22 protein-coding genes and 1 pseudogene are annotated in these 17,260 nt (G+C 66.8%); 11 read left to right on the top strand and 12 right to left on the bottom strand.

The genetic code is table 11. The features are described 5' to 3' along the window. Nucleotides 1-7 precede the first annotated feature (7 nt). On the top strand, nt 8-520 hold the full coding sequence (locus AB0B61_RS29405) for a ricin-type beta-trefoil lectin domain protein (RefSeq protein WP_358438359.1): 513 nt from the start codon (nt 8-10) through the stop codon (nt 518-520). Between the two features lie 48 nt (nt 521-568). Beyond that, a complete protein-coding gene (locus AB0B61_RS29400) occupies nt 569-1,288 on the top strand; it encodes a hypothetical protein (protein WP_358438357.1) in 720 nt (239 codons plus the stop codon). 30 nt (nt 1,289-1,318) lie between these two features. On the opposite strand, the gene AB0B61_RS29395 is transcribed toward AB0B61_RS29400, so the two are convergent. The 3 genes from AB0B61_RS29395 to AB0B61_RS29385 form a co-directional block, all read right to left on the bottom strand. Beyond that, a complete protein-coding gene (locus AB0B61_RS29395; protein WP_358438355.1) occupies nt 1,319-1,798 on the bottom strand; it encodes a pyridoxamine 5'-phosphate oxidase family protein in 480 nt (159 codons plus the stop codon). 34 nt (nt 1,799-1,832) lie between these two features. After that, nucleotides 1,833-2,144, bottom strand: a complete 312-nt coding sequence (locus AB0B61_RS29390; RefSeq protein WP_358438352.1) for a hypothetical protein — start codon at nt 2,142-2,144, stop codon at nt 1,833-1,835. Between the two features lie 181 nt (nt 2,145-2,325). Further along, complete coding sequence (locus AB0B61_RS29385; protein WP_358438349.1) at nt 2,326-3,702, bottom strand: MFS transporter; 1,377 nt, start codon at nt 3,700-3,702, stop codon at nt 2,326-2,328. Between the two features lie 394 nt (nt 3,703-4,096). On the opposite strand from AB0B61_RS29385, the gene AB0B61_RS29380 reads away from it, so the two are divergent. The 6 genes and pseudogenes from AB0B61_RS29380 to AB0B61_RS29355 all read left to right on the top strand — a co-directional run bounded on the left by AB0B61_RS29380 (nt 4,097) and on the right by AB0B61_RS29355 (nt 7,510). Beyond that, entirely contained in the window at nt 4,097-4,744 is a 648-nt protein-coding gene (locus AB0B61_RS29380; RefSeq protein WP_358438347.1) for a hypothetical protein, read from the top strand. Next, nucleotides 4,741-5,355: an ATP-binding protein gene (locus tag AB0B61_RS29375; protein WP_358438344.1), complete on the top strand. Its 615-nt coding sequence runs from the start codon at nt 4,741-4,743 to the stop codon at nt 5,353-5,355. The genes AB0B61_RS29380 and AB0B61_RS29375 overlap by 4 nt, the downstream gene beginning before the upstream one ends. Next, entirely contained in the window at nt 5,352-6,173 is an 822-nt protein-coding gene (locus AB0B61_RS29370) for a hypothetical protein (RefSeq protein ID WP_225289233.1), read from the top strand. The genes AB0B61_RS29375 and AB0B61_RS29370 overlap by 4 nt, the downstream gene beginning before the upstream one ends. A gap of 125 nt (nt 6,174-6,298) precedes the next feature. Then, complete coding sequence (locus tag AB0B61_RS29365; RefSeq protein ID WP_358438341.1) at nt 6,299-7,090, top strand: SDR family oxidoreductase; 792 nt, start codon at nt 6,299-6,301, stop codon at nt 7,088-7,090. A 101-nt stretch (nt 7,091-7,191) separates the two neighbouring features. Beyond that, nucleotides 7,192-7,359, top strand: a pseudogene (locus tag AB0B61_RS29360) (transposase); the annotation flags it as partial. After that, on the top strand, nt 7,295-7,510 hold the full coding sequence (locus tag AB0B61_RS29355; RefSeq protein ID WP_358438338.1) for a transposase: 216 nt from the start codon (nt 7,295-7,297) through the stop codon (nt 7,508-7,510). The pseudogene AB0B61_RS29360 and the gene AB0B61_RS29355, both read left to right, overlap by 65 nt. A gap of 133 nt (nt 7,511-7,643) precedes the next feature. On the opposite strand, the gene AB0B61_RS29350 is transcribed toward AB0B61_RS29355, so the two are convergent. The 6 genes from AB0B61_RS29350 to AB0B61_RS29325 all read right to left on the bottom strand — a co-directional run bounded on the left by AB0B61_RS29350 (nt 7,644) and on the right by AB0B61_RS29325 (nt 12,949). Then, nucleotides 7,644-8,456: a sugar phosphate isomerase/epimerase family protein gene (locus AB0B61_RS29350; RefSeq protein WP_358438335.1), complete on the bottom strand. Its 813-nt coding sequence runs from the start codon at nt 8,454-8,456 to the stop codon at nt 7,644-7,646. Between the two features lie 100 nt (nt 8,457-8,556). After that, the gene (locus AB0B61_RS29345; RefSeq protein ID WP_358438332.1) at nt 8,557-9,546 is read right to left on the bottom strand and encodes a Gfo/Idh/MocA family oxidoreductase; all 990 of its coding nucleotides are present in this window, start codon (nt 9,544-9,546) and stop codon (nt 8,557-8,559) included. After that, complete coding sequence (locus AB0B61_RS29340; RefSeq protein WP_358438329.1) at nt 9,543-10,433, bottom strand: sugar phosphate isomerase/epimerase family protein; 891 nt, start codon at nt 10,431-10,433, stop codon at nt 9,543-9,545. The genes AB0B61_RS29345 and AB0B61_RS29340 overlap by 4 nt, the downstream gene beginning before the upstream one ends. Further along, nucleotides 10,430-10,948, bottom strand: a complete 519-nt coding sequence (locus AB0B61_RS29335; protein ID WP_225289227.1) for a VOC family protein — start codon at nt 10,946-10,948, stop codon at nt 10,430-10,432. The genes AB0B61_RS29340 and AB0B61_RS29335 overlap by 4 nt, the downstream gene beginning before the upstream one ends. 29 nt (nt 10,949-10,977) lie before the next feature. Then, nucleotides 10,978-11,973, bottom strand: coding sequence for a LacI family DNA-binding transcriptional regulator (locus AB0B61_RS29330; RefSeq protein WP_358438325.1), 996 nt, complete (start codon nt 11,971-11,973; stop codon nt 10,978-10,980). Next, nucleotides 11,951-12,949, bottom strand: a complete 999-nt coding sequence (locus tag AB0B61_RS29325) for a Gfo/Idh/MocA family oxidoreductase (RefSeq protein ID WP_358438322.1) — start codon at nt 12,947-12,949, stop codon at nt 11,951-11,953. Before AB0B61_RS29325 ends, AB0B61_RS29330 begins: the two co-directional genes overlap by 23 nt. Before the next feature lie 631 nt (nt 12,950-13,580). Between AB0B61_RS29325 and AB0B61_RS29320 the strand changes: the two genes are divergently transcribed. Next, a complete protein-coding gene (locus AB0B61_RS29320) occupies nt 13,581-14,102 on the top strand; it encodes a hypothetical protein (protein WP_358438319.1) in 522 nt (173 codons plus the stop codon). A 6-nt stretch (nt 14,103-14,108) separates the two neighbouring features. Here the strand turns inward: AB0B61_RS29320 and AB0B61_RS29315 are convergent, their stop codons facing one another. From AB0B61_RS29315 to AB0B61_RS29305, 3 genes are all read right to left on the bottom strand, one after another. Further along, the gene (locus tag AB0B61_RS29315) at nt 14,109-14,528 is read right to left on the bottom strand and encodes a hypothetical protein (protein ID WP_358438316.1); all 420 of its coding nucleotides are present in this window, start codon (nt 14,526-14,528) and stop codon (nt 14,109-14,111) included. After that, nucleotides 14,525-14,791 (bottom strand): hypothetical protein, encoded by a 267-nt coding sequence (locus AB0B61_RS29310; RefSeq protein ID WP_358438313.1) that lies wholly within the window; start codon nt 14,789-14,791, stop codon nt 14,525-14,527. Before AB0B61_RS29310 ends, AB0B61_RS29315 begins: the two co-directional genes overlap by 4 nt. 259 nt (nt 14,792-15,050) lie before the next feature. Beyond that, nucleotides 15,051-15,872, bottom strand: coding sequence for an MOSC N-terminal beta barrel domain-containing protein (locus AB0B61_RS29305; RefSeq protein ID WP_358438311.1), 822 nt, complete (start codon nt 15,870-15,872; stop codon nt 15,051-15,053). Between the two features lie 42 nt (nt 15,873-15,914). Here AB0B61_RS29305 and AB0B61_RS29300 point away from each other — a divergent pair, with 42 nt between their 5' ends. Next, entirely contained in the window at nt 15,915-16,052 is a 138-nt protein-coding gene (locus tag AB0B61_RS29300) for a hypothetical protein (RefSeq protein ID WP_358438308.1), read from the top strand. Between the two features lie 457 nt (nt 16,053-16,509). Further along, the gene (locus AB0B61_RS29295; protein ID WP_358438305.1) at nt 16,510-17,241 is read left to right on the top strand and encodes a GntR family transcriptional regulator; all 732 of its coding nucleotides are present in this window, start codon (nt 16,510-16,512) and stop codon (nt 17,239-17,241) included. The last annotated feature ends 19 nt before the right edge of the window (nt 17,242-17,260 follow it).

The raw sequence follows: 17,260 nt of genomic DNA, 5'->3' as shown, positions 1-17,260 counted from the left end.
CCGACCCATGAGCATACGGGCAAAGATCGCAAAGGTGGCCCTCGCGGCAACCGTCCTGGCCACCCTGACACCGACCGCGCCGGCGCTGGCGGACAGCGGATACGTGATCAAAAACGTCTCCACCCTTATGTGCCTCACCATCCGCGGCGACAGCTCGACGCGGCGGATGGGCAACATCGCGCGGACCTGGGAATGCCGGCCCGGCCTCCAGGGCTACTTATGGAACCGCACTGCCCGCTCCCAACTCGCCAGCGCCGACTTTCACGGCAAGCTGTGCATCGGTGCGCCCAAAGGTCCGCTCGTGCTCGTACGCCGCTGCGGGTCCGATCTCAAGCATCAGCGGTTCACCTTCTCCACCATCAAGACCAACTACGGCGACTGGTTTCTGATCAAGTGGACGGGCCTGTCACCGGCGACCTGCCTGAACAGCAACGACAAGGGCCAGGTCTTCGGCTCGCCCTGCGATCCGGGCAGCACGAACCAGAGCTGGACATGGGGCCCTCGGGCTCGTGTCGGCTAGGCGATCGCTCACAGAGATCCCGTAACACCTAGCTCGGAGGATCACGTGATGTCAGATGGTGTGCAGAGGGCCGGCGGCGCGGACGACGCCTCGCTGGACCACTACCTGATCTTCGCCACGCCGGAAGACAGAGACCGTGGAGTGCCGCCTCTAGGGATCCTGGTGGAGGAGTTCGTGCTCTGCGACGACTACACCGCGGCCGGTATCGACGGCGTCGAGTGGTCGTCGGCGACCGGTGCGTGGGGTGATTCGTCCGCGACGAGCCGCAACCTCCGTACCGACGCCCTGCTGCGTTCGCGGGTGATCGCGGTGAGCCGTCACGACGCGAGTGACGCCTACAAGGCGTGCGGCGGGGGCGAGCTGCCACCAGCGGCGGAGATCCGCACCCTGTTCCGCGAACGCCAGCCGTTGCCGGCCGCCGCCCCGCTTGACCTGGGCGCGACGGGATCGCGCCGCTACCGCGTCCTGTTCGCCGGGGAGCTCGGCGGGGATGGCCTGGCGAACGTGCGGTCGGCCCTGAGGCTGGAGCCGGTAGCCGACCCCGCGGACCCCCTGGCCCGCGTGGTCGGCACGGCGACGGTGACCGCCGAGGGTCACACCTTCACCTGGGAGATGCGCCGGATCGGGCAGGGGATCGCCTGGTGCCTGGACATGACCGTACGCCTGGGGGCCGGCCCGGAGTTCACCATCGGGGTGCTGCTCCACCACCACCGGCAGGTGATCCGCGAGCAGGGCCTGATCCCCGTCACGATCGAACGCTTCGCCTGAGCCTCCCGGCCATGCGAGGCCGGTTTCTCCTCACCCGGCACCATTTGGCGGTGTGACAAGGAGCCGCGCGTCTGTGACGTTGTCGAACCGCGAGTCCCCGCCCCGGATCAGGAGGTAGTGTCGCCGCACGTCAGCGTGGTACGCCAGCATCGGGCCGGATGGCGCGAGGTCGTCGCCGGTGAGCTCCTTACCGGCGGGCAGGCGAGCGTTGAGCAGGGCGAGGGCCGCGCCGGGATCCTGGTCGGGCGCGGCGACCGCCTCCAGGTAGAGCGCCTCGGCACCGCCGACCGGGGCATGGGAATCGAACACCGTGATCGCCATCTCTGGGCGTTCGGCGAGGTTGCGGGAGTGTCTGCTGTCAGGGGCCGACACCCATACCAGCTGGTCGGCACCGCGTGCCGCGTAGAACACGGGAGTGACCCACGGCCGCCCGTGGCGATCAGCCGTGCCGAGCACGGCATAGCGGTTGTCGGCGAGCAGCCAGGGGACTTCCGCCCACATGTCGTTCATCGGACAATCTCCATTTCCGGCCTGGACCGCGGTTTCACGTTCGACAGCCGCAGGCCTGGATTGAGGTCCGCGGTGAGGAGGAGCAGGGCGCGGAGCAGTTCAGTGGCGCCGGTGGGGTCCAGACGGGTTTGGTGAGGACACGCCGGCCTTTCAGGTCGGCGAAGCCGTGCTCGACGGGGTCGTCGTCCAGGCCGACGAAGCCGAGGTCGGCAAGGGCGGCCAGGCCGGCGTCGCGGAGTTTGGCGGGCAGGTCGTGGTGGCGGGCGGTGGTGATCTCCGATGAGCGGCCGGGGCGGGTTCCGATCCACGCCCGTCTGCAGAGCTTGGAGTACGTGCTCGATCGCATCGATCCACAGCCAGACACGCATCCCATCGCCCGGAGGCCCTCGTCAGTTCAAGCACTCAGCGGAGTGTCACCAACCTCCGGCCTCGATACGAAGCGACCCTCGTCGATGAAGAGCGCCTTGCTCGCGGAGAGCAGGCGGCGCCTACGACAGGGAACGCCTCGTCCGGGTGCGCACAGTGGCCTATCCCAGCTCACCTTCCACGACCTCAGGGTCCTTCAGCGCGACGGTCGCTCGCGGCGTCTTGCTGCCCGTCTCCGGGAGCGTGAAGTAGACGGCGAGGCAGACAGCGACGATCACGATCATGTAGAGAGCGACGTACCTGGGGTGCCCGGCGGCGACGAACGCGGCAGCGATCAGGGGAGCGGTGCCGCCGAAGACGGCGATCACCAGCTGGTGGGAGAAGCCGATGCCGGCCACCCGGACCGACGCCGGGAACAGCTCCGCCTGGATGGTCGGGTACACCGCCTGCCAGATGCCCAGGACGAGCCAACCTGATGCGGCCACCACGACGTAGATCCAGAAGCCCGGCCGGTCGAGGAGGAGGAGCAGAGGGTAGAAGAGCACGATCATGCCGACCGCACCTACGATGGGGAAGATCTTGCGCCGACCGAGCCGGTCCGACAGCGCGCCGCAGATCGGCACGACGATGACCAGCAGGGTGAGCCCGATGACGCTGCCGACCAAGGTGGAGCCCTTGTCCCGTCCGCTGGTGAGCTGGGCGTAGGTGGGCAGGAACGTCGCCCAGGTGTAGTAGGCCACGGCCGGCGCGGACAGCGCCGCCGTCTGCAGCAGGGCCTTCGGATGCTCACGGAGCAGAGCCAGCAGCCGTGCGGGTGCCGACTTCTTGTCGACGAGGGAGCTTGCCTCGAACTCGGAGGTCTCGTCGGCGCGGGCCCGCAGGACGAGACCGACCACACCCAGGAGGCCGCCCACGAGGAAGGGGATGCGCCAGCCCCAGACCGCGAGCTCGTCCGGAGCGAAGGCTGTGGCGATGATCGCGGCGGCCCCGGTGGCGGCGAGGGTCGCCAGGCCGCTCGCCATGTTCGAGAAGGACCCGAACAGACCTCTCCTGTTCGGCGGGGCGTGCTCGACCATGAACGAGATGGCGCTCTGCTGCTCGCTGCCGGCCGAGATACCCTGCAGGATCCGGGCCACCACGAAGAGGATGGGCGCCCCGTAGCCGATCGTGCCGTACCCGGGGGTGAGCGCGATGATCAGGGAGCCCAGCGCCATCCCGGACACGGACAGGGTGAGGATGGCCCGCCGGCCGTAGCGATCGGCCAGCGGCGAGACGATGATCCCGCTGAAGGGGCGGACCACGAACCCGATCGCGTACGTGAGCAGCGCCGCGATGAGCGAGGCGAACGGGGAGTGGCTCGGAAAGATCTGCGGGGCGAACACCGCGGTCAGCAACCCGTAGATGTACCAGTCGTACCACTCGACGAAGTGGCCGATCGTGCCCGCCACCATGTTGACCGGGCGGCGAGGGCGATCCAGAACTTCAGAGAGCCCCGGAGGGCTTGAAGTCCCGGAGGCGTCTGGTGAGTTCGTCGTCATTGAGCGCTCCTTGGAGGGTGTGGTGCCGTGCTGGGCATCGTCAGGACGTGTTCGTCGAGGACATCGCCGTTCCTCGTCAGCAGGCCCCAGTCGAGGGGGCGAAGCCAGCGGTGCGGCAGCGCCTTGGTGTTCCTGGACCGGTCGAGCTCGTCCCGGGCTCCGGCCGTACGACCGTCATCGGCACCCGGTCCAGGTCAGCACATGCCGCCTGGTGCCGATCTGACGCGAGACCCGTTCCGGGGGTGCGCCACCCGGCGAGGCGGATCGCAGGGGCCGAAGGCTCTGCGAGCTCCCATGAGCGTCTCCCCAATGAGATCGGTTGCTGAGATCGGTTGCAGAGACAGTAAGGAGCATGCGACTATTTGTCAATCACTCTCTCAGCCAAGGGAAACAGGTGTTCACCAAGCTTGCGACACTGCGCACGATCGACGAGTCAGGCGCTGTGCTCATCGTTCGGCTGCCCGACGCGGACAGCGCGGAGCGCGTCGCGCACGCCGCGATCGAGGGCGGGTTCCGCGCCCTGGAGATCACGCTCTCCATCCCAGGGGCCGTCGAGCTCATCCGACGGTTGGCCACCCGGTACGCACCGGACGGTGTCGCCGTGGGGGCGGGAACCGTCCTCGACGGCCACGCCGCGTACGAGAGCATCCGAGCCGGTGCGGCCTTCTTGGTCAGCCCGCAGCTCAACACCGAGATGATCCGGGTCGCCAACCGCTACCAGGTGCCGACGATCAGCGGGGCCTTCACCCCGACCGAGATCCTCGAGACCGCTGAGGCGGGTGCGGACATCATCAAGATGTTCCCGACCGAGAACGCGGGTATTCCGTACGCCAAGGCCGTGCTCGCGCCGCTGGCGCACCTGCCGATCATGCCCGCCGGTGGGGTAACTGTCGAGAACGTCAAGGAGTGGTTCGCCGCAGGCGTGGCGGGCGTCGGTGTGGGCAGCGCCGTCACCAAGGCGTGGCAGCCTGACGGCGACTTCACCCGGGTGACCGCCGCCGCCCGCGACGTCCTGATGGCGGTGCGGGACGCGCGCGGATGAACGCGCCGACCCTGCGCATCGTCATCGGCACAGCGGGCTCCGGCAAGTCGACGATCGCCCAGCGCCTCGCCCGGCAGCACGGCGCCGCCTACCTCGACAAGGACGCGATGAGCGCACGGTTCGTCGAGTCCGCCCTGGTGTCGGCCGGGTACGACCCCGGCGACCGCGAGGCCAACCAGTTCTACCGCGACAACATCCTGCCCCTCGAGTACGACTCGCTGCTCGACGTCGCCGGGGCCAACCTCCGCCTCGGTTGCCCCGTGGTGATAGACGCACCCTTCAGCCCCTACCTGTCCGACCCCGCCTTCATCACCGCGGCCGCGGAGCGCTTCGACTGGCCGCCGATCGACGTGGAGGTGATACGGGTCCGCGTCTCCCCGAGGACGCTGCAGGACCGGCTGCGCAAGCGTGGCCTCAAACGCGACCAGGTCAAGCTCGCCCATTGGGACGAGTACTGGGCCGTGCACGGTGGGCTGCGGTGCGCGTGGACCGGCGTACGACTGTCAGAGCTCTCCAACGACGCGCAGGAGGCAGGGACCGCCTCGGACGTGACGGCCCCGCCCGTTGACTTCGAGCACGGAGGACACGGCACAGACGGAGGCACCCGGTGATCAGCGGAACCACCACACTCATCGCGCACCTGGGCTACCCCACGCACACGTTCAAGTCGCCGCTGATCTGCAACCCCTGGTTTGAGAAGAACGGCATCGATGCCGTCGTCGTCCCGATGGGGATCAAGGCCGAGGACTACCCGGACTTCTTCCGATCGATCTTCACCCTCACCAACATCCGCGGTGCGCTGGTCACCATGCCGCACAAGGTCACCACCATGGAGCTGGTGGACGAGATCAGCCCGGCCGCCGCGATCGCCGGCGCGACGAACGCCGTCCTGCGGCGGGAGGACGGGTCGCTCATCGCCGACCAGTTCGACGGCGCCGGCTTCGTCCGCGGCATGCTGCGCAAGGGGTTCGACCCGACCGGGAAACGCGCGCTGGTCGTCGGCAACGGCGGGGTCGGTTCTTCGATCGCTGCGTCGCTGGCCGGCCTCGGCATGGCCGAGATCGGCTTGTTCGATCCCGACGCAGCCGCCTCTGAAGCGCTCTCCCAGCGCATCGGCCTGCACTACTCGGACGTGAAGGTCGTGATGGGGTCGAGGGATCCCGAGGGCTACGACCTGATCGTGAACGCCACCCCCATCGGAATGAAGGACGGCGATCCTCTGCCTGTCGACGTCGACCGCGTCGCCCCCGGTTCGTACGTCGGAGATGTGGTGCTCAAGACCGACATCACGCCGTTCCTGCAGGCAGCCAAGGACAAGGGCTGCACGATCCAGGTCGGCAGCGACATGTTGTTCGAGCTGATTCCCGCCTATCTGGAGTTCTTCGGCTTCGAAGACGCCGTACCCGACGAGCTGCGCAGCGAACCGTGACGACCACCGCTTGCGGAAGGTGTCCGTTGCCAAAGAAATACTCGGTAGCGGGCTGGCTTTCGGCAATCTACGAATAGGTCTACCAACGTTCGACCTATTAATCCCTAGCTATAGGAGTGTGCACGATGAGAGCTTTGGTCAGTGGTGGAAGTAGCGGCATAGGCGCATCTACATGCGTGAGGCTCGCAGAGGCGGCTCTTGCTCGGGGCGAGCAGCCGCAGATCGCGGTGTGCGGACACAAATTGACCACTGATCAAGAGCAAATTGTCCGTTCAATTCAGTCGCTGGGCGGTACCGCCATCGCGCTGGTGGGTGACCTCAGTGATCCCGACGTGCCAGGTCAACTTGTAGAAGCTACGGTAGCCGAATTTGGTGGCCTGGATGGGTTGGTAGCGAATGCTGGAATCGCCAGCCCCGGCGCAATATGCGACCTATCCGTCGAGGACTGGGACGATATGTTCTCCGTTAACCTCCGCGGCGCGTGGCTTCTTGCCAAAGCAAGCTACGCGCATCTGAAGCGTAGTCGCGGTTCGGCTTGTTTTACCTCCTCAATGTCCGGTCAGCTACCGCATGCCGGATCAGGTGCTTACAGCCCCAGCAAAGCTGCTTTGACGATGCTGGCCCAGACACTCGCTTTGGAGTGGGCGCCTGACGGTGTTCGTGTGAATGTGGTATCCCCAGGTATGACTCATACACCGATGACTGAGAAAATGTATGCCGACCCCCAAATCAAGAAAGCAAGGGAAGGCATCATTCCGCTGTCGCGAATTGGGGACCCCACGGATATCGCGAATGTGATCGAGTTTCTGGTAGGCCCGTTGTCGGGCTATGTCACGGGGCAAGACATCTGTGTCGATGGCGGCTTCTCTAAGTCTATTCTTAGCCATATTCCCGGTCGGCCAAGCTCCAACTCTTAAGGCTCGATGTGCTTCGAGTAGAGTCAGCACCAGAGGGTGTCTGAAAAGTGGCTGGTGGGTCATGCTGACAGGTGTCGGGGGCGTGAGCCTGGAGGCGTGCGATGGTTCCTCGGTGTCCGCACCCCACCGATTTGTCCGACGCTGAGTGGGAGCTGCTCGCCCCGCTGATTCCTGTTCCCAAGCCAGGCGGCCGGCCTGCCATCCATGAGCGCCGGGAAATTGTCAATGCGCTGGCGTACTGGGTGCGGGCAGGCTGTGCCTGGCATCATCGACAGCCAGAGCGTCCGGGCCACCGATCGCGGCGGCCTACACGGTTACGACGGCGACAAGAAGGTTCCGGGGGTTAAACGGCACCTGCTGGTCGACACCCTAGGCACCGTGGTCACCGCCTGTGTCAACCCGGCGAGCGTCAACGCCTGACCACAGACTACGAGTACCTGACCGCGGCCTCCGAGAACGTCATCTACCTGGCGATGAGCATGATCCTGCTGCACCGCCACAGCGGCCGTTCGCCTTGACCTTTTTCAGACACCCTCCACCTCTCACACTTGAGTTAGTTTCCCAATTTCCAGCCTTTATTTCTGAGGTCGTGCATTGCTTGGTTGAACTCATACAGGGTGTTTTCTTCGCGAATGATCTCGAGAACAACATTACCTACTCCGCACGTTGCTTCGACGGCGTCGCCCAACCCTTCGAAATCTACCACTCCAGTGCCGATTGGATCATGACCCCATGTTTCCAAACCCGTATCAGAAATATGCACGAGCGCAATAGATTCTTGATGCGAGAGCAAACCCGCTACGGGATCCTCCTCAATGTAAGCAGCATTGGCGACGTCGTACACGATCTTAAGCACATCATCGTTGACCGTACTGACGATACCCGCCAGGTCCCGGATGGTAGGTGTGAAGCAATAGGGAGTATTTTCCAGAAGGAGTCGTGTGCCAGCCTGTTTGGCCAGTGGAATCAGGTCGCCCAGACTCTCATACATCCATCCATAAGCTTTTTCGAGTGAAGGTGAAATCATAGGGCGTCTTGTGCCGGGGGATATGACAACTTCGGGGACATCCCAAGCTACGGCCAAGTCGATCACCGACTTGATGTGTTCAATACTTTTGCGGCGCATGTTTGCACCAGGGCTCGCCAAGTTGATGTCATATCCACCAGCATTGAGCGATCTGATTCTCGCGCCGGATTCACTGAGCCTTGCTTTCATGGCCGAGCGCTCTGAGATGGATATTTCATCCGGCCAACAATGTGGAGAGCTAATCGGAACTTCGAAAGTCTTATACCCATTGTCGACCAATTCCGCAATTGCATCAATCGCCGTAGACGACCATAGATACGAAAATGTGTTGATAATCACGTCGAAACATCCCCTCGGTTGAATGACGGTGGAAAAAACTTATGCCGTGCACAAGGCTCAACGACCTGACCGAGCCGGTGACGACGTCGGGTCGTCGCCGTCACTTCTTGGCATGGCTGCTCCAGGCCCGTCCGGGTTGCTCGTCGGTGGGGAGCCCGGCGGCGGCGAGGATGCGATCGAGGAGGAGCTGGGTCTTCACCGCGTCAGCCCCGGACGTCAAGGGCTCACCGCGGTCCCGGACACGGTCCAGGAAGTGGTGAACCGCTCCGGCGAAGCCGAACGTCTGCGTCGCCGTCGCCCAGCCGAAGGCCTCGGGCGACATCTCGCGCACGGTCGTCCCGTCGGGCCGGCTGATCGAGATCCGGTCGGGCGCGGTGACATTCGCGCTCGTCCCGTCTCCGTAGGCGTCGAGTTTCTCGCTCCAGCCGCCGGCGTCGCGGGCCCCCACGAGCACGCCGGAGTGACCGTTGTCGAATTGGACGAGCGCGGCCACGCCGTCCTCTTGCCAGCGGTCCTCACCGGCCGCGTGCGCGCTGACGTCGACGGGCTCACCCCCGCAGTACCAGCGCAGCAGGTCGACCATGTGGATCGCGTTCTCGAAGGTGGCGCGGTACTCGGAGCCTGCCCGGTTCTTCTGGGCGACGCAGAAGCTCGCACCGCTCTCCCCGAAAGCCGCGCGACCGGCCTCGTACACCGGAGCGAAGCGGCGGTTGAACCCGACCATGAGCACCCGTTCTCGTACGGCGGCCAGCTCGGCGAGGGACTGCGCCTCGGACGCGCTCGTCGCCAGCGGCTTCTCGCAGAAGACGTCAACGCCGGCCTCCAGCGCGAGTCGCGTCGCGTGGACGTGCTCCGACCGGGGCGTGAGGACGAACAACGCGTCCAGTTCCTCCGCCTCGAGCAACGCCTCGACCGTCGGATAGGCACGGCGGAAGCCCCAGCGCCGCATCAGGGGCTGCGGGTCATCCTTGCGGGTGACCAGGCCTCGCAGCTCCACGTCGTCGCGCGCGACGAGGGTCGGGAGCTGGGCGATGCTCGCGATGTTGCCGGCGCCCACCACACCGATGCGCAGCACGTCTCCACTCGTCACGCGGACACCACCGTGGCGAGCATCTTGCGGAGCGCGAGCGCGGACTCCTTGAAGCCGATCGCGGGGTCGGGCAGGTCCTGAGGATGCCACCGGTACTCGTACTCGAGTGAGAGCACGTCGTCGTAACCGCGGCGCACGAGCTCCTCGAGGATGTCGGGCCACGGCACGACGCCCGTACCGACGACCCGGGACCTGACGGCGCGTTCCTCGGCCTTGACCCGGGCGGTGTCCGAGGCCCGGAAGGGCGCCTCCGGGTCCTTGAAGACCAGGTCCTTCACGTGCACGTGGCCGACGAGCTCGCCCTGGACGGCAAAGGCCTCCTGCCAGGTCTCGTCATGGGTGAAGGTCAGGTTGGCCTGGTCGTACAGGACGCGGACGGAGGGGAAGCCGACCTCGCTGACGAGACGGGCGGTATCGGCCGCGGTCTGCGCCATGGTGCCGAAGTGGTTCTCGACGCAGAGCACGACGCCCGCGTCCGCGGCCTCGGGCGCGAGGACGGTCAGCGCGCTCCGCAGCTGCTCCCAGTGCCGGGCGTAATCAGTGTCCCCCGGGTGCCAGGCACCGGCGTACACCCGGACGCGGGTCGCACCGACGGTGTGCGCGGCCTCGAGGCATGCGCGGAATTCGTCGATCCCCTGCTGCCAGCTCGCCGCGTCGACGCTGTTGATGGAGGTCGTGTACGGGGTGAGCGCGACGATCGGGACACCTTCGGCGTCGGCGATTGCGGCGGCCTGCTGCGCAGACCGCGGGTCCGACGGGCTGATGGACGCCGGATAATCGTCCTGGTAGATGACTTCGGCGGCGTCGAGACCTGCCGTGCCGAAGAGGCGCAGCGCTTCGGCGAGGTCACAGCCCGGGGTTCCCAGCGTGTGTCCGGCGATGATCATGCTAGAGAGGTGCTCCTTCTTGGCGGGCGGTTCCAGTCCGCCGGGCCGACGAGGTTCGGGGGGTTCTGCACTCGGGACCGGTCCACGAGCTCCATCAGCAGGCCCCAGGGGGTGACGAAGTACGTCCACCGGTTGCCGGCCACGAGGGGGCTGTCGGGACCGACTTCCTTGCGGCCGCCGAGGACCCGAACGTTCGGGATCGTGCCGAGGTGGGCGATCGCCGCGTCGACGTCGTCGACGACGAAGCACAGGTGATGACCGCCCCGGTCGCTGTGTCGAGGGTGCTGGGTCCGCTGGTCCACGGACTGCCACTCGAACAGCTCGACGTTCAGGTTCGGCGGGAGCCGCAGCATTGCGAGCTCGAGGACAGCGTCCGGCGGAACGTCGAAGTGCGCCGGCATGAACGACGGGTCGGGACCGCGCTGGGAACGGTAGAGTTCCTCCGCCCCGAGGACCTCGACGAAGAAGCGCACCGCCTCGTCCAGGTCGGGGACCGTGTACGCAGCATGGTCCACGTGACGGAGCCCGGGAAGCAGCTGGCCAGTCACCGGACCGGCCTGGTCGAGGAGCGGACGAGTAGCTGCGGCTGGAGCACTACGTGCTCGACCGGGCCGCCGTTCGCCACCTGCTCGGCGAGACGGATCGCTATGCGGCCCATCTCGGCGATGGGTTGCTGCACCGAGGTCAGCGGCGGGTTGCTGCGGGCGCCGAGCGCCAGACCGTCGAAGCCCACCACCGAGACGTCGCCGGGGACCGACATCCCCCGCGAGCCGAGCGAGCTGATGAGTCCGAAGGCGACCAGGTCGTTGCCCGCGACGACGGCGGTCGGCCGCTCACGCAGGCTCACGAGCTCTTCTGCGGCACGTTCGCCGGCGCCGACGCCGATCCCGCTGCTGTCGAGCTCGATCGGCGTCATCCCGCGCTTCTCCGCCAGCGTCCGGTAAGCCTGGCATCGGTCTGCGGCGGTGTGCGTCCCCGCGATCCCCGAGACATAGGCGATGGAGGTGTGCCCGAGCTCGAACAAGTGGTCCAACGCGAGCGCGATCCCTGTCGCGCTGTCGACGGTCACCGTGGATATCTGGTCGCCGGACTCGACCCGGTCGATGACGACCAGCCGCTTTCCGAAGCCCCGGGACTCGAACTCGGCGGGAAAGACCCGGGCGTAGGGCGCGATCACCGCGAAAGGCGCGTACATCGCCTGCATGGCGTCGAGGTACCGGGCCGTGGCGTCCGCGTCATTCTCCGTCACGCACAGCACCAGCTGGTAGCCACGCTCCCCCGCGGCGGCCGTCATGGCCTTCGCGAGCTCGGCGAAGTACGGGTTGGTGATGTCGGGGACGATCAGAGGCACGAGGGTGCTGACCTTGGTTCGGAGCGCCTGGGCGAGCGGGCTCATCCTGTACCCCATGGAGGCCGCCACCTGGCGGATGTGCTCCCGGGTCTCCCGCTTGACGGCCTCGGGGCGGGAGAACGCCCGCGAGACCGTCGACCTGTGGACCCCGGCTGCCGCCGCTACCTCATCGATGCTGGGTGTGGACAACGGTTCTCTCCTGTCGGCCGTGCGCGTACGCGTCCCAGATGACGGCCATCGTGGTCTCGAGATCGCTGATCCGCGGGAGCTCCACGAAATCATGTCTTAGCTGCTCGGCCACCTGGCCGACGAACAATCCGTACAACGGGTCGCTGTCCACGTCGATGAGTGCGGTCTCCGTGACGCCGTCGATGGAGGTGAACGACGCGTTCCCGTCAGACCAGATGGTCGCGGTCCCCGCGGCACCGATCCGCATGAAGGAGCAGTGCCGCTTGAGCGGCGACCCGGGGAACGCATATCCCACCTCGATGGTGGCGATCCGTCCGTCGGCCGTGGTCAGCGTCATCGAGGCGTAGTCCTCGACGCTACGGCGGTGCAGCGTCGACGACAAGGCTGCCGTCACCGCTACTTCCTCCGCACCGGCCGAGCGGAGGAAGAGATCCACGAAGTGCGGAGCGAGGTTGACCATGCACCCGCCGCCGGCGCGCTCGGCGTTGACCATCCACGGACTGCCGTTGACGAGGTAGCGGTCGGGCGGGCCCGCGATGAACTGGACGCTCTCGTACACCGAGCGGCCGGCTCTCGCCAGCCAGCGGTCGGTCGGGCCTCCCCGCTGCACGAGAGGCACGGCGATCGGTATCCCGGCAGCGTCCGCGGCCGCCCGGACGTCGACCAGCTCCTGCAACGACACCCCGGCCGGCTTCTCCAGGACGAGCGGGATGCGCCGAGCGACGAGAGCGAGGCAGACCTCGCGCATCACGTCGTGCGGGACGAAGACGTACGCCAGCTCGGCGTCCCCGTGGGCCGCAAGCACTTCCGCCCAGGACTGGTAGAGAGGCGCGTCCCAGAGACGCGCAAGGTGCTCCGTGCGCGACGGGTCGGGGTCGCTGACCCCCACGACGTCGTGCTGCTCGGCGATCCGGTCTGCGCACAGGGGCACATGCCAGTGCGACGCGCCGAGGATGATCGTCTTGGCCTTTTTCATGTCTGCGCACCACTGCGGCTGAGCATCCCATCGGGGAGCTCGCTGGCCCGCAGGGCCTGACGGCGCCCGACCAACGCACGATCATCGAGGCCATCGACGGCACCAAGAGCCCGGTCATCAGCGTCTCGGTGCGACGGCTGGGGCAGCGCGTCGCAACGTACGCTGCAGGCATGCAGATCGCCAGGGCCAGTGGTCATGAACTCCCCACTGAGATCGGTTGCTGAGATCGGTTGCAGAAAAGTTAACGGAGGACCACCTAGGTGTCAACCACGGATCGATCCGACGCGGGTCCGCAAACCCGCCGGAGAACGCCGGCGGCGCTGGAACAGCAGCACCGTTATGAGGAGCGGGACGGTCACGATCATACCGGCGTCCATGATCCTGCCGTGGATGCTGTACTCCGCCGACGGCGCACTGCCGAGGTGATCCACGCGCCACGCTCAAATGTCTACTCGTTGGGAGGACTGTCGGCAATGTCACCTATCACCAGACCACACGCTGACAGATGATCTACCACCATGATCACCGCCCCTGGCCAGACAGAACACCTCCAACAGAGATCAAACAAGGCCTCCCACCTGCACATTCAGGATGGCGCACCCTCATTTGGGCGAGCTGTCACACTGGCACGGTGAACAGGATCATCGTCTGCGGCATCTCGGGGTCGGGCAAGACGACGCTCGCCAGGAAGCTGGCCGCCCGGCTCGGCCTGCCCCGCCATGAGCTCGACGCCCTGCATCACGGTCCCGGCTGGGTCAAGCGGCCGGAGTTCGAGGCCGAGGTGGACGAGTTCAGCCGGGGCGAGCGATGGGTGACCGAGGACCAGTACCACCGCTTCCTGGGTGACCTCCTGTGGCAGCGCGCCGACACGGTCGCCTGGCTGGACCTGCCGCGCCGCACCGTGATGTGGCGGGTCGTACGCCGCTCCCTCGGCCGCGCGATCACCCGGCGCGAGCTGTGGAACGGCAACCGGGAGGACTGGAGCTCGTGGCTCGAACCCGACCACCCGATCCGGTGGGCGTGGACGCAGCACCAGCGCCGCAAGACGCAGACTGCCGACCGCATCGCCCAGTACCCGGAGGTGACGGCGATCCGCTTGCGTACGGCACGCGCGACGAAACGCTGGCTCGGCGACCTGCCCCCAAAGGCGTGAGCCCGCCTACCCGACCAGGTCGAAGGCCAGCCGGGGCTCGATCTTGGCCAGCCGTGCGGCGCCCGCCCGCGTGGTGAGCACCGGGGCAGACCGGTTGAGCGCCAGGTCCGCAGTCTGCGCGTCTTCGAGGGTGAGGGCCACAGCGCTCATCAGGAAGCCGGAGCGAACGGCCCGCTCGGCGTCGCCGCGCCGGTCGATCAGGTGGTCGACGACGATCGCCGGATTGGTCAGCAGTGCCTCGACCCGAGCGGCCAGGCGTTGCAGGTACAGCTCGGGGTATCCGCTCGTGGCGATGGCCAGCACACTGGAGGGCAGGACGATGGTCACCATCTCCCGGGCGGCCGCCGCCAGCATGAGGCGCAGGTCCTTGTCTCCGCCGAGGTAGCCGGCCACGGCCGGCGTGTGCAGGATACGGCCGCGCGTCATGCGGCGTCGTGCTCGCTGTCCTTGAGGACCTCAGCGGTCGAGCGGTGCAGCCGCGCCGCCCAGTACGCCGCGCGCTCGGGATCATCGGGCAGCGGTTCGCCGAAGGCGGCGGCCTCGTCGGCCAGCCAAGCTTCGCGCTTGCGGGCCGTGGCGATCAGATCGGCCACTCCCGCGGAGAACGACGGGAGCTCGCCCGCCTTCACCTTCTCGTCGAGCCACGCGGCGTCTTCCTCAGGGAGGCTGATCGCCCTCTTGTCAGTCATACCAGAAGAGTACCTCAGTAATACCGGGTCGATCCTAGACCCGCGAAATCTCACCTTTACCTGCTCCTCCGAGCAGGAGGATGCCTGCGAACGCCCAGCCGCCAGACCTGATCGACTTTGAGCGACCGGCAATTGGATCACTCGCCACGCAGGCCGTCCTGGACCTCGCACCCAGTCACCGCCCGCTACAGCGGCTTCTCGCTCAACTCGCTCCCGCCTTACTTGCGGACCACCGACCCCGCGGTGGTGAAGGCGGCCCTCAAGCGCCTGGCCGGACTTCGTCGCCGACTCTCAGTACGCCGACGTTCCTGGGCACCAGGCGGATGCCGAACCAGGTCTTTCCGTCCCAGCGGCGGTGTTTGGCCAGGGTTCTCAGGGGTTCCTTGCCGCCGTCCTGCGTGGCCGGGTCCCAGGTGGTGGCGGCGCAGCGGTCGCACAACTCCGAGACGCTGAAGTCGATCTCGCCGATGCGGACCGACGTCCAGGCGTCCTCCGCGAAGGGTTCCGCGCCGTCGATGACGGCGTTGGGCCGGAGGCGGGCGACGTCGAGGGGCTCTGGGGGGTGCTCCTGGCGTTCCATGGCGCCTTCGGCGATCCAGTCGTCGAGGCGTCTCAGCGAACTCCGGGAGACCAGGTGGAGAGCCGCGTCCCAGGCGAAGTTGACGATCTCTCCGGGGAGGCCGCCGTGTTCCTCGGTAATGGTGCGGCGTCGCGGGTCGTCCTGCCAGACGAGGCAGGCCGGCTTGCCGAGAAGGCGGGTGAACCATTCATGGGCGTCGGCGTGGGCGAGGACGGCTCGGTCGAAGTTGGAGAAACCCACGGGGATCGTGTCGCCGGTGGCCTGGGGGACCTTGAGCTCACCCATGCCTCTCGCAGACAGGAGGAGGTCGCCTTCAGGGGTTTCAGCGGCCGAAACCGAGAGGAGCCGGGGGTGTTCGCCTACCCAGATCAATTCTCCCAGCGGGTCCACCACGGCCCAGCGGCGGTCGCCTTCCAGACCCCAGGGGAGGACTTGGACGGAGGGGCGGGGGGCGCCTTTGGTGGACTTGATGGGATAGGTGCGGATCTCAGCTAATTCCATCGGTCAAGGCTAAGAGAAAGCGCTCTCTCGGGGTATGGGAGCGTGTCCACGGGGCGTTCGGAGCGGCGACTGCCGCACGAACACCCCGACCCGGACCAGGGAGTCGACGGCTGGCAGGAGCAGGACGGCGCCAACGACGGCGGCCAGCGGCAGCTGCGCCTCGGGCCAGGCGATAGCTAGCGGGCACCCCGCCAATGGCGGGATATCGTACCCGTGGTGCGTCATGGCGGGGGCCTTCCGGTGCCAGGTTGTGGGGGGTGGGTGTCTCACGAGAGGCCGTCGGCCTCATCTCCACCTGAGCACACCGCTTGCAAGTTGGGAGAGTGCAGCTACTCGTCGCGGCCGCCGGGCCGCCGGTGCGGGCCATCAGCCGCTTGAGGGTGGCGAGCCTCGCCTGAATCTCGGCGTCGGTCATCGGGCCATCGCCGCACGGACCATGAGCACCATGGGCCGGTCCCCACAAAGTCCCTAATTCGGGCAATTCATGGCATCTTCCTCCCTAGGGAGGAACTTCCCTAGGGAGGTTGTCAAGATGATTCGTGAGATCCGAGGGCCGCTCCCTCAAGGGGTGTCCCCTAAGCTGATCGGGTCCGGAACAGGAAGGCCGCCCATGGCTGAGCCGCTCTAGCAGCGGATCGTGAACGACTACCGCGAGGCCATCGAGTCCGGCAGGCTCCGCCCCGGCGAGCTCCTACCGTCCGAACCGGAGCTCATCTCCCGGTATCACGCGAGCAAGAGCACCGTCGGCAAGGCCATCGCCGCCTTGAAGGCGGAAGGACTGGTGTTCAGCCAGCGCGGTCGCGGCGTCTTCGCCAAGCGCCGGCCCTCGATTCGGCGCATCGCGTCTGAGCGGTATCGCGCGGACATGGAGCCGCAGGACACACCGCAGACGTCCTTTACGGCCGAGCAGGGCATCGCCTGGCAGGACTACCGGCTCGACCGGACGTATGAGTGGATCGAGGCGGACGAGCGGCTGGCCGAGCTGTTCGGCGTCGCGGCCGGGACGCGTGTCCTGGAGCGGCGCTTCGTCTTTCACGCCCAGGGAGAGCCGACCCAGATGTCCCGGCCGTGCCTGCTCGCCTCCGATGTCGAGGGCACGCCGGTCGCCGACCCCGATCGCGAACCGTGGCCGGGCGGAACCATCGCCCAGTTGCGCTCCATCGGCATCGTCGTGGACGACGTCCAAGAGAGCGTCTCGGCGCGGATGCCCACGCCGGAGGAGACGGCCACGTTGAGCATCGGATCCGGGGTGCCCGTGTTCGCCATCACCCGCCGCATCCTGGCCCAGGGCCGCGTTGTCGAAGTGGCCGATCCCATCGTCATCCCTGCCGATCGGGCGATTCTCGACTACCACATCAACCTCGGCTGACCTGGGACCGAGGTGCGGG

The organism is Nonomuraea sp. NPDC049158 (assembly GCF_040648335.1).
GTDB lineage: Bacteria > Actinomycetota > Actinomycetes > Streptosporangiales > Streptosporangiaceae > Nonomuraea.
Note: the sequence above shows the minus strand (reverse complement) of the source record. Positions and strands in the feature narration are given on the sequence as shown.